Annotated in this window: 13 protein-coding genes; 7 read left to right on the top strand and 6 right to left on the bottom strand. The window is 65.9% G+C overall.

Features of this window, described 5'->3' with window-relative positions:
- Positions 1 to 3 precede the first annotated feature (3 nt).
- Complete coding sequence (locus tag AC3FKG_RS13360; protein WP_488743313.1) at positions 4 to 1,257, bottom strand: aromatic ring-hydroxylating dioxygenase subunit alpha; 1,254 nt, start codon at positions 1,255 to 1,257, stop codon at positions 4 to 6.
- A gap of 47 nt (positions 1,258 to 1,304) precedes the next feature.
- Positions 1,305 to 2,294 carry a 2Fe-2S iron-sulfur cluster-binding protein gene (locus tag AC3FKG_RS13365; RefSeq protein WP_488743314.1) on the bottom strand — a complete coding sequence of 330 codons (990 nt, stop codon included), beginning with the start codon at positions 2,292 to 2,294 and terminating at the stop codon, positions 1,305 to 1,307.
- Positions 2,295 to 2,409: 115 nt separating this feature from the next.
- Here AC3FKG_RS13365 and AC3FKG_RS13370 point away from each other — a divergent pair, with 115 nt between their 5' ends.
- On the top strand, positions 2,410 to 3,312 hold the full coding sequence (locus tag AC3FKG_RS13370) for a LysR family transcriptional regulator (protein ID WP_483714001.1): 903 nt from the start codon (positions 2,410 to 2,412) through the stop codon (positions 3,310 to 3,312).
- Between the two features lie 20 nt (positions 3,313 to 3,332).
- Here the strand turns inward: AC3FKG_RS13370 and AC3FKG_RS13375 are convergent, their stop codons facing one another.
- Complete coding sequence (locus AC3FKG_RS13375; protein ID WP_483714002.1) at positions 3,333 to 3,569, bottom strand: hypothetical protein; 237 nt, start codon at positions 3,567 to 3,569, stop codon at positions 3,333 to 3,335.
- Between the two features lie 221 nt (positions 3,570 to 3,790).
- Between AC3FKG_RS13375 and AC3FKG_RS13380 the strand changes: the two genes are divergently transcribed.
- Together AC3FKG_RS13380 and AC3FKG_RS13385 are read left to right on the top strand one after the other, a co-directional pair.
- Entirely contained in the window at positions 3,791 to 4,075 is a 285-nt protein-coding gene (locus AC3FKG_RS13380; RefSeq protein ID WP_483714003.1) for a hypothetical protein, read from the top strand.
- Between the two features lie 85 nt (positions 4,076 to 4,160).
- Entirely contained in the window at positions 4,161 to 4,517 is a 357-nt protein-coding gene (locus tag AC3FKG_RS13385) for a hypothetical protein (RefSeq protein ID WP_483714005.1), read from the top strand.
- Between the two features lie 29 nt (positions 4,518 to 4,546).
- On the opposite strand, the gene AC3FKG_RS13390 is transcribed toward AC3FKG_RS13385, so the two are convergent.
- Positions 4,547 to 4,789, bottom strand: coding sequence for an isochorismatase (locus AC3FKG_RS13390; protein ID WP_483714006.1), 243 nt, complete (start codon positions 4,787 to 4,789; stop codon positions 4,547 to 4,549).
- Positions 4,790 to 5,210: 421 nt separating this feature from the next.
- Positions 5,211 to 7,112: an ATP-binding protein gene (locus AC3FKG_RS13395; RefSeq protein WP_488743315.1), complete on the bottom strand. Its 1,902-nt coding sequence runs from the start codon at positions 7,110 to 7,112 to the stop codon at positions 5,211 to 5,213.
- A gap of 212 nt (positions 7,113 to 7,324) precedes the next feature.
- Here AC3FKG_RS13395 and AC3FKG_RS13400 point away from each other — a divergent pair, with 212 nt between their 5' ends.
- The 4 genes from AC3FKG_RS13400 to AC3FKG_RS13415 all read left to right on the top strand — a co-directional run bounded on the left by AC3FKG_RS13400 (position 7,325) and on the right by AC3FKG_RS13415 (position 11,602).
- Positions 7,325 to 9,355: a hybrid sensor histidine kinase/response regulator gene (locus AC3FKG_RS13400; protein ID WP_488743316.1), complete on the top strand. Its 2,031-nt coding sequence runs from the start codon at positions 7,325 to 7,327 to the stop codon at positions 9,353 to 9,355.
- Between the two features lie 207 nt (positions 9,356 to 9,562).
- Positions 9,563 to 10,186 carry a response regulator gene (locus AC3FKG_RS13405; RefSeq protein WP_483714009.1) on the top strand — a complete coding sequence of 208 codons (624 nt, stop codon included), beginning with the start codon at positions 9,563 to 9,565 and terminating at the stop codon, positions 10,184 to 10,186.
- Between the two features lie 13 nt (positions 10,187 to 10,199).
- On the top strand, positions 10,200 to 10,862 hold the full coding sequence (locus AC3FKG_RS13410; RefSeq protein ID WP_483714011.1) for an Hpt domain-containing protein: 663 nt from the start codon (positions 10,200 to 10,202) through the stop codon (positions 10,860 to 10,862).
- 233 nt (positions 10,863 to 11,095) lie between these two features.
- Complete coding sequence (locus AC3FKG_RS13415) at positions 11,096 to 11,602, top strand: hypothetical protein (protein WP_488743317.1); 507 nt, start codon at positions 11,096 to 11,098, stop codon at positions 11,600 to 11,602.
- 40 nt (positions 11,603 to 11,642) lie between these two features.
- On the opposite strand, the gene AC3FKG_RS13420 is transcribed toward AC3FKG_RS13415, so the two are convergent.
- Positions 11,643 to 12,575 (bottom strand): patatin-like phospholipase family protein, encoded by a 933-nt coding sequence (locus tag AC3FKG_RS13420; RefSeq protein WP_483714013.1) that lies wholly within the window; start codon positions 12,573 to 12,575, stop codon positions 11,643 to 11,645.
- Positions 12,576 to 12,633 lie beyond the last annotated feature (58 nt).

A 12,633-nucleotide genomic window follows, 5' to 3' on the forward strand; every position in this document is an offset into this window, starting at 1 on the left:
TCGTCAGATCTCCATCACTTTGCGCCAGTAGGCGTACATGCCGCGGATCAGCGTCTCGGTGACCATGTGGTCGGTGTTCTCCGCGGTGGTCCCGCCGAGTTCCGCGACGACGCGGTGCCACGGCTTCTGCGAAAAGCCCTCTTGCGAGCATTCGATGACTTCGCCGTCGTCGGCCGAGACAAAGCCGGCTGGCCCGAACAGATTGGCTTGCCGCAAGCGGCGGCGCGTCATGTCTTCGGTGTCGTCCTCGAAGCCGAAATGCGTCCAGACGAAATCGAACGAATCCGGGCCGTTGGGCTGGATGTGGCGCGTCGAGACGGAATTCACCTGCTGCTGGAAGATCACGCTCGGGAAGACCGTCATCATCACGGCGGTCGGGTCGCCCCACCAGGGCTCGTGGACGATGTCGAGCAGGCGGTCATCCTGCAGCGTCATCTGGTCCTTGAAGCTGGTCACGCCTGACGTGACCTCACCCTTGCCGCCCTGGCCGCGCGTGGAGACCATCGCGGCATGGCGCAAGTGCGGGTCCATGACCAGGCGCGCCTTGTTGTCCGCGCGCCAGAGGCCGAACGTGACGAACCACGTGTGCAGCAGCCCTGGGTGGTACGGGTCCTTGATGTTCTCCTGCATCAGCTTCCAGTTGCCCGGGATGCGCTGCTTGTTGTAGCCAAGGACCTTCAGCTTGCGGCCGTTGAACAGGCGGTCGAAGTAACAGAGGATTTCCGGTCCGAGGTAATCCTCCAGCGGCTCCACGTCATGGTCGAACGAGGCGAACACCACGCCGCCGCGCGCGGCGACCTTCAGTTGCGTGAGGCCATGGTCCTGCGGCCTGAAGTCGGCCGGCATGCCGCCATTGACCTTGCCGTCCTGCTTCACGCCGCGGCGGAACGGCACGCCCTGCAGGTTGCCTTTCAGGTCGTAGTTCCACTGGTGGTAGGGGCAATGGAAGTCTTTGCGGTTGCCGCTGCGTTCGCGGCAGAACTTCATGCCGCGATGGGCGCAGACATTTTCGACCACGTTGATCCCGCCTTCCTGGTCGCGCACGAGGATGACCGAGCGTTCGCCGATGGTGGTCCGCTTGAAGTCGCCCGGACTAGGGATTTCCGCTTCCAGGCCGACGTAGTTCCAGTGGCCCTGGTAGAAGACGCGTTCCAGTTCGCGCTGGTAAAGCTGCTGGTCCGTGTAGACGCGGAACGGGATGCGGCTGATGCCGTCGTCGGCCCAGACAGGCCGGTCTTGCGAGCGGGGGCTGGCCATGGATGTCGTCTCCATCGTTGTGGTGTCCATCTGGATGTGGCGGGGTGTCAGGTGCCGGTTGCGTAGAAGGCGTCGGCGTAGATGTGCGCGGGCGCTACGCCCTTGCTGCGCAGTAGCAACGTGGCGGCGTCGACCATCGGCGGCGCGCCGCACAGGTAGGCACGCCAGCCCTGCAGGTCGGGGAGGTCGGCGGCAACGGCTTCGGTGACCAGGCCGGTGCGCAATCCGGCGTCATCGCCAGGCAGTGTCGACACGATCTCGACGCGCAGCCGCGGATGCCGTTGCGAGAGTTCGCGCAGCCAGTCGAGCCCATAGGCATCGCGCGGCGCGCGCACGCCGAAGTAGAGGTGGATCGGGTTCGGCAATTCCGCCGCGATCGCACCGCGCACGATCGACAGTACGGGTGCGAGCCCGGTGCCGCCGGCGATGCAGAGGATCGGGTCGTCATTGCGGGTGCGCAAGTACGACGTGCCCAGCGGGCCACTGACGCGAACCGTGTCGCCGACCTTGAGCTTGTCGCGGATATAGCGGGTGACGCGGCCGTCGGACACGCTGCGCACATGGAACTCCAGTTCGCCGTCGCTGGCCAGCCGCGCCATGGAGTAAGGGCGGATATGGTCCGGCGTGAACTGCAGCATCGCGTACTGGCCCGGCGAGAACGACAGCGGCTTGGACGGTGCCAGCCGGATCATCCGGATATCGTGGGTGAGTTCGGTCAGTGCGGTGACGGTCGCCTTGACGATGCGCGCGGGATGCACGACCACTTCGTCGGGCTCGGGGATCTCGATGGTGCAGTGACCGGTGACGACCGACTGGCATGCCAGTACATGGCGGTGCGTCGCGTGATCGCCGTGGTGGAATTCATAGCCGCCGGCTTCCTGGATGTCGCCGTCGATCACACGGCAGCGGCAGGTGCCGCAGCGACCGGCCATACAGCTATACGAAATGGGAATGTCGTGCTTTTGCAGCGCGGTCAGCAGATTTTCGCCACCGGCAATGTCGATGCGTTTGCCCAGGGGTTGGACGAGGACTTCCATGATGTCTCCGGCAGTGGTCTGTCTTGTGGCCTGGGGGAATCATGGTGCAACGAGTGAAATTAACCAATAGAATCACGGCAATATCGAATATTCACCGAATCAATAAAGGCGCGCCGTGGAACTGAAGGATGTGGACCTGAACCTGATGGTGGTGTTCGAGCACTTGTTGCGCGAGCGCACGGTATCGGGAGCGGCGCGGGCGCTCAACCTGAGCCAGCCGGCCGTCAGCAATGCGCTGGCGCGGCTGCGCCGGCTGTTCGACGACGAGCTCTTTGTGCGCAGCAGCAAGGGCATGCTGCCGACGCCGCTTGCTCAGGACCTCGGGGAGCCGGTGGCATACGCACTCGAAGCCTTACAGGTTGCGCTGAGCCAGAAAGTCTCGTTCGATCCGTTGCGCAGTGACCGGTCGTTCCGGATTGCGATGACCGACATCGGCGAAGTGCACTTCATTCCGCGGCTGATGGGCGCGCTGCGGGAACGCGCGCCGGGGGTCGCGGTAGCGACCGTGCGCAACACGGCCGTCGATCTCGCATCGGAAATGAGCCTGGGCAAGATCGACCTTGCGGTGGGGCCGCTGCCTGAACTGGGTTCTGAATTCTTCCAGCGTCGGCTATTCCGCCAGCGCTACGTGTGCATGTTCCGGCCCGGCCATCCACTGGACAAGCGCGACGTCAGCCAGGGCGACTTCGAGCAAGCGGAGCACGTGGTGGTGACGGCGGCGGGCACGGGACATGCGCGCGTCGATGAAATCCTCGCCCAGCGGGGCGTGCAGCGGAAGATTCGCTTGCGCGTGCCGCATTTCGCCGCGCTGGCGGACATTGTTGCGAGCACGGATCTCGTCGCGACGGTTACCGAGACCTTTGCCCGTCGCAGCGCCGCCTACTTTGGACTGCGGCATATTGCGCATCCGGTCGAGTTGCCGGAAATCCAGATCAATCTCTTCTGGCATGCCCGGTACCATCGGGACCCCGCCAACCAGTGGTTGCGCAAGGAATTCGTCGGCCTGTTTTCGGATTGACGATGTTCGCGGCGCCGTGCTCAGGATCCTTGGCTCGCCGTTTCCGTTGCCAGCAGCGCCCAGCCTTGCGGCCCGTCGTCCTTCGCTTCGCGGTAACGCCACATCGCGCCGCAGTCCGTGCAGCGGAATGTACTCAGGGTGACGGTGACCGAGCGCGGAACCTTGCGCCGCTGGGTGTCCACGATGCGCAGTGCGGGGTGGCCAGCGACGCCGGGGGTGTCGGGTATCAGTGCCAGGCAATTTGCACAGAGCGACATACTGGCCTCTTGCATTAGGGAAGGCTCACTGTAGCACGCATCACGATATGGCTTGCATATTCGCATTGCGGGATCGGCAGAGAGTGGCCACAAATGACTTCGCATTGCAAAGCCTTTCTCCGGCACTGTCGTACAGTTGCGATCCCGGGAGAAATAAAGGCACTCGCAGCCTGCAAGAGGAGTAGAGTGGGCAATACATCGCAAACGCCCCGGAGCGAGTCATGGATGCTTTTCCGACTGCCACTTACAAGGGGTATGACCTTTACCCTCTGGTGTACAGACATACTGCGGAACGGGCCTGGATGGAGCCGAAGCCAGACCGATCCTTCAACGCAGCCGTCGTGATCTGCCGTGAAGGCGGACAGCCAGAAGGCGAGAAGGCGCGTACCTTCCGTCTTGACGAAACGCCCTGGGACAACGTTGGGGCGGCACGGCGCGCAGTGCTTCGCTATGCCGAGGACATCATCAACGGCGCCATTCCCGGCCAATCCGTCGTTTCCCTCTGAGTATCGTCGACGGGAATTCTCAATCGCGCCCATGAGGTCACTGGGACAACGGCGGCATGAGGCCGCCTGGAGCGCCAGTACAACCATGAACAAAGTCGCGGAATCATCGAGTTTCCTGTGCACGCTGCCGGGCGCAGGCAAAGGGATTGCCTACCATGTCGCCACCTGTTTTGCCGCGGCGGGACATCCCACCGGCGTCAGGTTCGCCAGCTTTGTCGGAGATGGCAGGCGTTCGTTCGGCGTGATGGTGGCAACCGGTTTGTCGCCGGACACGATCCCGCAGAACAGCGAGACACTATGCCGCCTGGCAATCGGGCAGGCGGTCCGGGACCATCTCTATGAGAAGACGCGTGAGGGCGATTCTGTCCTGGATCTGCATGCCGCGCCTTGGGATGGCGAACTCAGGCCGGTAGGCGGGGGCGTACCGGGTCGGGCACGATAGCGCCGGTCCGCTCGGCCCTGCGTTGACGACTATGCCTGCCGGTGCGGCAAGCGCTGCTGGCGCATGCGCGCGACTGCGGTTTCGCCAGCGCGGCGGGCGGCCTTCCTGGCATCGGCTTCCGAGCGGTGCGTGGCGTGCCGCATCGAGACGTTGGCCACGATGCGCTCGGCGCCGTTCCGGTACTCGGCGATCATGTAGTTCGCAAACCAGACACCCGGTTGCTGCTGGATGGGATACACCGAAACGGTGAAGGGTGTGATGTTGAGATTCAAATTGTCTCCTGCTAGTGGCGCGGCCTTGGGCGGCGTCGCGCACGGCCATGTACCGTGCGTGCTTGCCCGGCAAGCGGGCGCCATGGATGAATAGCCAGTGTCGCGTCCCGTGCATCAGGCGCGGGCGGCATTACTGGCGTGAGAGGACCGTGCTTGCGCAAGCCGACGCGCCAGGTACATGCGCGATGATTGCGGAGCGGACGTGCCGCCGGTCGATAGGGTGGTGGGCTAGGTCGCCCTGAGGAATCGGGTGTACGCCCGACAGACCGCCAATGCATGTTCGATCACGCTGTTGACCGATGTGGTCTGGCGGCCAGCACATTCAGTCCGACAGGTATCGATGAATGGCAAGTGGGGTCCATGATACCACCGTTGGAAGATCCTCTCCCTGCTGGCCTGTGCCGGGCTGGCCGCTTGCCGGTCACGGAGACGACTGGCGGAACCGGTCGCACTGCACATTCATGGCCTCGCAGATCTCGCACCATCGGTCTGCTTTGGGGGCCGGAGACGGCAGCGACGTCTCGCCGCAGGGCCGGGGAAGGGCCACAGGCGTGGATGCCGGCGCGGGGCCGGCGCCGCAGGCATAAGTGCGCACGGCTTCGCCCAGTGCCTGCAATCCGACCGGCTTGACCAGAATGCCGTCCATACCCGCCTGCAGCGCGGCATGGTGATCCTCGGGTACGGCGCTGGCGGTGCAGCCGATCACGGGAATGCGCGCCAGTGCGTCGTTGCGCCCGCGCAGTGCCCGGACGAACGCCAGGCCGTCCATGACCGGCATGGCGCAGTCGCAAAGGATCAAATCGAACGGATCCTCTTGCACGGACGCGGGAGTGACCAACCGTGCGAGGGCCTTGTGGCCGTCGGCGGCGGTCTCGACGCGGTGGCCCAGGTATTCGAACTGCCACTTCAGCAACAGGCGGTTGGGCGCATGGTCGTCGACGACCAGGACATGCAGCGGACTAGTGGCTGCGGCGCCAGGTGGCGGCACGATCTGTTCCGGGGCGGCGGCTGGTGCGCAGGCCGTTGGCAGCCGCAGGGTGACCTGCACGCACGTGCCGGAGCCCGGTGCGCTCTCCAGTCGGATCTGGCCGCCCATGGCCGCGACCAGGCGTCGGCAGATGGCCAGGCCCAGTCCGGTGCCGCCGGATTGCGGGCGCGAGCGGTCGTGCGCCTGCTCGAACGGCTGGAACAGGCGGCCCTGGTCGGCGCGCGCGATGCCGATGCCGGTATCGGACACCGTCAGTTCGATTTCCTGCATGCCCGCGCTCACCGGGCCGCCCCGCAGATGCACGCGGACCTCGCCATGATCGGTAAAGCGGATGGCGTTCGAAACCAGGTTGCCAAGGATCTGCCTGAAGCGAAGCGGATCTACCTTGTGCCCGGGCGCGACGCCGGTATCGACGACCGGTACCAGCGGCAATCGCTTCTGCGCGGCCACCGGCCCGAGCATCTGCAGCACCTCGTCCACCAACTGCGGCAGGCTTGCCGGGACTGCGTGGACGCTCAGTTTGCCGGCCTCCATCTTCGACAGGTCGAGGATGTCATCGATCAGGGCCAGCAATGCCAGCGCCGAATCATGCGCGGTCGACAGCATGCATTGATCCTCGGGCGGCAGGCCCGGCCGTTTAAGCGCCAGCTCCAGCATGCCGGCCACCGCGTTCATCGGGGTCCGGATCTCATGGCTGACCGAAGCAAGGAAGGTGGACTTGGCACGGCTGGCGGCTTCGGCGCGCGCCTTGGCTTCGGCCAGCTGCGCCAGCATGTCGTGGCGCTCGGTCAGGTCCACCCAGCCGCCGGCCAGGGCCGTCACCGTCTCGCCCGCGCCGGGGCCGGGCAAGGGCGCGACCCAGTTCAGCACGTGCCGCTTTGCGCCCTGGATATGCAGGCAGCGGTCCTTGCTGAGCGGGCGGCCCGAGGCAATGACGTCACGATAGTCTTCCGACAATTCGGCGATATCGTCGATCACGCCCGCAAGCTGTCCCGGTGTGTCCGGCGGCTGGCCGCGCAGCGAGGCCAGCGAGGCCCCGACCAGTTCCTCGTAGCGGCGGTTGCAGGTGATGAGCCGTTGCTCGGCGTCGCGCACGTAGACCGGCTGCGGGATGCTGTCCAGCACCGCGGTATGAAGCGCCAGGCGCTGCCGCAGCCTTGCCGCGCAGGCCTGGCTGCGCGCAAGCCGGCGCCGCAGCACGCGCAACCGCGCGCCAAGCAGCGCGGACGCGAGCAGCACCGGCAGGCACACGGCCAGCCAGAGGAGCGGCGGGGGCAGGGCGGACAGCATCGAGGAGGCAGGCAACTGGGCATGAAGGAGCGCGCCGCACGGCATGGACGTCGCCGGGCGCAATCTCTGTCTGCACACTCTATGGATGCCTGCATCGCCGCAGTTTCAGAATCGTCTGAGTTTCTGTGCGGAAACTTCCTATTAGGGTGTGGGCTTCCCATGCCGAGCACCTTGCCAGTAGCCTGCAGGTGCGGCGTGCAAGGCACTGTGGAGCGGTATTATTGTTCTGCGCGTCCCCCTTAGCGATGGAGCTTGCGATGCCGACTGCGTTGACTGGCCTGCTGGCGGCCTGCCTGGTGCTGCTGGGTGCCTGCCTGGCTCGCCTCTACCGTCGCCTGCGCGCGCTGGGCAAACAGCGCGATGTGCTGGCTGCCATTGTCGATGCCGCGCCCTATCCGATTGCCGCGCGCGACGAGCGTGGCGGTTACATGGTGGTCAACGCGGCGCTCGAGTCCTTTCTTGGCATCGGCCGCGAGCAGATGCTGGGCAGGACCCTCGCAGAGGTCGACTTGCCGGCCAACATCATCGCGGCCGTGGCGTCGCCCGTCGGGCGAGCCCAGGCGTCCGGCCAGCGCGTCGAGGAAGCCCTGCACGTACAGGACGCCGCCGGCGACTGGCACGACCTCCTGTTTGCCACGCAGCCGCTGCGACTGCCGGATGGCACCGTGGCGGGCGTCGTCTCGGCGACCATCGACCTCACCGGGCAACTGGCCGCGGAACGCGCCGCGCTCGATGCCAAGCGCATGCTCGACGAGATCTCCGATGCCTTGCCGGTGGCGTCGTTCCAGCTTTGCGCCGATCCCGACGGCCGGCATTGGTTTTCGTATTTCGCGGCCAAGGCCGAGCGCTACCGCGGATGGTCGGCCGAGCGGCTGCTCGCGGTGGTGGACGGCCGGTATGCGTCCGTGCTGCCTGACGACCGGCTCAAGATGGCCGAAGCCCTGCGCCAGTCCGCGGCCGCGCAGTCGGCAGCCCAGTTCGAGCTGCGCATCGTGGTCGATGGCGAAATCCGCTGGCTGCGGCTGTTCGTCGGCGCGCCCGTGCGGACCGGATCGGGGCAACTGCGCTGGAGTGGCTACGCCGGCGACGCCACCGACGAACATCGGCAGCTCGACGCGCTGGCCGCAGCGCGCGCGACCGCGGAAGAGGCGGCGCAGGCCAAGGCGCGCTTCCTGGCGACCATGACGCATGAGATCCGCACCCCGCTGGCCGCCGTGATCGGTGCGCTGGAATTGCTGCGCGGCAGCCCGATGAGCGCGCAGCAAGCCTCGGAGGTCGCGCTGGCCGACAATGCCGCGGGCCTGCTGATGGAGATCCTCGGCGGCATCCTGGACTATTCGCGGCTGGAGGCCGGCCAGCTGAAGCTGGAATCGCTGCCGGTTGATCCGCGCGCGCTCGTCGCATCCGTCATGGCCGTCCATCGGCCCGCGATCGCGGCCAAGGGGCTGGCTTTCACGTTCGATGCGGATCCGCACGTCGCTGCGGCCTTGCTCGGCGATCCCACCCGGCTCAAGGAGATTTTGCTCAACCTGGTCGGCAACGCCGTCAAGTTCACGGCACACGGCGGGATCCGGGTCCGGCTGGCGCTGCTGGAAGACCAGGGCGAGCGCCAGCGCGTGGCGCTCAGTGTGACCGATACGGGCGTCGGCATCGCGCCCGAGCAGCAGGCGCTGCTGTTCGCGCCGTTCTCCCAGGCGGACAGCACCATCTCGCGACGCTTCGGGGGCAGCGGGCTGGGCCTGGCGATCTGCCGGCGGCTGGCGCAGCACATGGGCGGCACGCTGACACTCAGCAGCGAGCCTGGCGCGGGCACGACGGTCTCCCTGTGCGTGACCTTGCCGGTGGCCGAACCCGTACCGGCGCTTGCGGCGGGAGATCCGGCTGCACCGCGGCCGTTGTCGATCGCGCCACTCGACGAGTGCAAGGCCATCCTGGTGGTAGAAGACCATCTGCCGTTCCAGGTCATCATGCGGCGCCAGCTGGAAAAGCTGGGCCAGGACTGCACCGTGGCGTCGGACGGCGAAGCGGCGCTGGAACTGCTTGGGCAACACGCCTTCGCCCTGGTGCTCACGGACTGCCAGATGCCCGGGATGGATGGCTTCGAACTGGCGACCCGGATCCGGGCGTCCGGGTCCGGAGCCAATGCCGATGTGCCGATCGTTGCGCTGACAGCCTCGGTGGGCACCGAGATCGCGCGGCAGTGTCGCGACGCGGGCATGGACGCCTGTCTGGCGAAGCCCGTGCGCATGGAGGCACTGCGCGCCTGCATTGCCCGGTGGGCGCGTTAGGGCGCATCATGATGCGGTCGGCAACGGGTCCCGGGGACCTCAAACTCTTAAAAGTGCTTAATTGTTAGCGTTTCGTTGAATCGGGAAAAGTCGTACCGGCACTCGGAAATTTCCTGCGCCTATGCGGAAAAATGCTGAACACAATGGTGTGCCAGACAATAAATGCCTGCCGTTGCAGGCAATGCCATTTGAGACGGAGCCCTTGCCTTGGCCACAATCCTGATTGTCGACGACCACCCCGCGGTGCGTGTCGTGCTGAAGACGCACCTGTCGCAGGTCCTCGGCGTGACGCACGTTCTGGAGGCGGACAATGGCCAGGCCGCCGTCGAAATCGTGCGCCAGTATGCGCCCGACGTCGTGATCCTGGATCTGGATATTCCACGCATCAATGGCCTGGACGTTATCCCGCGGCTCAAGGCAATTCAGCCGACCGTGCGTATCCTGGTGATCTCGGGCCAGGACCAGAACACCTTCGCCCCGCGTGCCCGGCAGGCCGGCGCAAACGGCTTTGTCAGCAAGACCCAGGAGCTGCCGGAGATTGTCCGCTGCGTGGAATCGGTGCTGGCCGGCTACTCGGTCATGCCCGACGCCGCTGTTGGACGCGTTGAAGGGGGCGACGAGGCGGGCCGCCTCGGCAGCCTGTCCGACAAGGAACTGGTGATACTGCAGATGCTGGCCAAGGGCATGTCAAACAAGCAGATCGGCGAGGTCCTGTTCATTTCCAACAAGACCGTCAGTACGCACAAGACCCGCATCATGGAAAAGCTGGGCGCGCGCTCGCTGGTCGATGTCATCGATTTCGCCCGGCGGCACCATATCGCCATCGGGTGAAGAAGGAACTGCCATGCATGACGCATTCATCCTGGCCCAGTCGGGCAGCGCCTGGAGCGAGCGGCTGGCGCAGTGGCTCGGTGACGCGGGTTTGTCCGCCCAATGCGTGACCGCCGCGGAGACGGACGCGGTACTTGCCGCTGCGGTGCCGCGCCTGATCGTGGCCGCTCCGGACTTCGTCGCCACGTGCCTGCTGCAGCGCGCGCGCCGGGATGGTGTACTGCTGGTCTGTGTAGGCCAGGCGCAGGGCGACTTCTACGATGATGCCCTGGCCGAGCCTGTCACCGAGGAAGCCGTTTTCCGACTGCTGGCCCGGCATGGCTACCTGGCCATTTCAGGCAGGGAGCGTGCGGGGCTGGCCGATGCCATTGCGCGCCAGTCATTCGGCGATCCCGCGCTTGCCGCGGAACTGGCGCAGGCGCTCGCGACATCGACAGAGTCCGATCTCGAAAGGCTGCAAGCGGAAGGCGACAGCCTGGAAAGCCTGCGCAGCGTGGCGCATCGCGTGAAAGCGTCGGCGCACCTTGCCGACTGCCAGGGCTTCCACCGGCTCGCGCAAAGGCTGGAAAATGCCGCCCGCAGCGGCGATGCCGCGCTGGCCAGTGCGGTGGCCGCGATATTCACACCGACCGCCCGCGAATTCCACGCCATGCTCGTTGGCGGAGCCGGCGAATAACCCGGGTTCATTTGGATTCAGTAATTCACCGGATTTAAAAATCCATTGCCGGCATTATTATTATTTAAATTCCGCATCGAAATAATTATATAAAGAATTAAAGCGATCTTTATATGAGGGTGCGGAATGAATCGCGGAGGTCCGCGTCCCGGGTAATGGCTTCTCATCGCGCGTCGCAGTCCTCCAGGCATTTTCCCTTCGGGTTTCCATTCACGCTTGTCTGGGGACGGGTCATGACTCATGCCATGGCGGCCATGCCGGAATCCTCCTTTTACTTCCATCTGGCCGGGGTCGCGGTACTGCTGCTGGTCGTGGGGGTGGCACACGCAGTGTGGTTCGTGTTTTCCCGCGCCGAAGGACGGCGCGGGCGGGCGATGCAGCTTGCCGCGACCGGGACGCGTTGGGGGCTGGCACTCGGGGCAACGTGGACGGCGATCCTCTACGGCAACGGGGCCTGGGAGCGCGCGGACGCCCACAACTGCCGGCGCCTGCCCACGCCCGACCCCTCGGCGCGCTACGAGGCCGAGTATTGCTACCTTTCCGAGCACAAGGTGCTGGTGCGCGTGTACAGCGCCCGCCGCAACGTCCTGCTGGCCCAGCGTACGTTCGCGAACTCCGGTCCCGTGCGCCTGCACTGGGACCGCGGCGTGCTGGTCTTCGACCCGGGCGCCGTCGACGGCAAGGGCCGGCTCGCGCTGCCGCCCAGCTTGCGCGACCGCTTGCTGGCACGCCTGCCCTGAGGCCCCCTTCAGTCTGAAGGTCGAGCGAGTGCCCTCCGCGCTATAAGTGGTGTTCCGCGCCGGACGATGCCTGCGGCGGCCGTGGCGGCGTTATGTCGGCACTGCAGCTGGGCGCTTGCGCATCATGCGTATGCGGATGGAGTGCCCCTGGCACATTCGCGCTTTCGAGCCCGTCATGCGACAGCCATTGCGCGGTGGTGCTTGCCGCGCGGTCGATCAGCTCGCCGCAGCGCGAGTAGTCGTAGGGCGAGATATCGAGCGGGCAAAGCGGCGGCACCACGGAGATATGCGCATGGCTGCTCCAGTGCTGAAGATCATGGACGAGCTGGCGCGCGACGAGCAGCGAGAGCGCATTGAAGGCATGCTCCAGCGCGCCACGCGGCGGCCGCCGCTCGGAGCACGTAAAGCCCGCCGGCAGCACGATCACGCGCGTGGCCCCGAGCCGGACCGCGGTCGACACTGGCGTATTGTTCGCCACGCCGCCATCGATCAGCGTGCGACCGTCGAACTGCACGGGCGGGAAGACGCCGGGAATGGCCGCACTGGCCAGCACCGCATCCACGATCGCGCCGCTGGAAAGCAGGACCTCCGCGCCGCTCTGCATGTCGGTGGCCACGACGTGTAGTGGAAGCGCCGAGCCTTCCAGCCGCGCGTCGCCAAAATTGCGGCTCAGCAGCGTGCGCAAGCCGTAGGCGTCCACCAGATAGCCGCGGCTGCCGCCCAGCATGCCCAGTACGCTGCGCCAGGACCACGGCATGATCTCCGTGCGCCGGATCGTGCGCCACAGCTGTTCGAGCCGCGCTGCCCCGTCGCGCCCCGGGTTGCAGGCGAAGTAGGCCCCGTTGATGGCCCCTGCGGAGGCGCCGATCACGAGGTCGGGGGTCAGGCCCGCCGCTACCAGTTCCCGCAGCATGCCGACCTGGATCGCCCCCAGGCTGCCGCCGCCGGCAAAGACGAAAGCGGTTTTTTCCATGATATGGGTCCGGCGCAGCCAGCGCCGGCTGGTTGAAGTCGTCTTGAGCAAAGCTTAG

Source organism: Cupriavidus sp. 22TCCZM04-2, from assembly GCF_057798895.1.

What these genes read in the sequence shown, in the direction of transcription:
- AC3FKG_RS13395 (WP_488743315.1), bottom strand. Translation starts at nt 7,112, where the DNA reads ATGCCGTGCGGCGCGCTCCTTCATGCCCAGTTGCCTGCCTCCTCGATG.
- AC3FKG_RS13415 (WP_488743317.1), top strand. Translation starts at nt 11,096, where the DNA reads ATGACTCATGCCATGGCGGCCATGCCGGAATCCTCCTTTTACTTCCAT.
- AC3FKG_RS13400 (WP_488743316.1), top strand. Translation starts at nt 7,325, where the DNA reads ATGCCGACTGCGTTGACTGGCCTGCTGGCGGCCTGCCTGGTGCTGCTG.
- AC3FKG_RS13375 (WP_483714002.1), bottom strand. Translation starts at nt 3,569, where the DNA reads ATGTCGCTCTGTGCAAATTGCCTGGCACTGATACCCGACACCCCCGGC.
- AC3FKG_RS13380 (WP_483714003.1), top strand. Translation starts at nt 3,791, where the DNA reads ATGGATGCTTTTCCGACTGCCACTTACAAGGGGTATGACCTTTACCCT.
- AC3FKG_RS13365 (WP_488743314.1), bottom strand. Translation starts at nt 2,294, where the DNA reads ATGGAAGTCCTCGTCCAACCCCTGGGCAAACGCATCGACATTGCCGGT.
- AC3FKG_RS13385 (WP_483714005.1), top strand. Translation starts at nt 4,161, where the DNA reads ATGAACAAAGTCGCGGAATCATCGAGTTTCCTGTGCACGCTGCCGGGC.
- AC3FKG_RS13420 (WP_483714013.1), bottom strand. Translation starts at nt 12,575, where the DNA reads ATGGAAAAAACCGCTTTCGTCTTTGCCGGCGGCGGCAGCCTGGGGGCG.
- AC3FKG_RS13410 (WP_483714011.1), top strand. Translation starts at nt 10,200, where the DNA reads ATGCATGACGCATTCATCCTGGCCCAGTCGGGCAGCGCCTGGAGCGAG.
- AC3FKG_RS13360 (WP_488743313.1), bottom strand. Translation starts at nt 1,257, where the DNA reads ATGGCCAGCCCCCGCTCGCAAGACCGGCCTGTCTGGGCCGACGACGGC.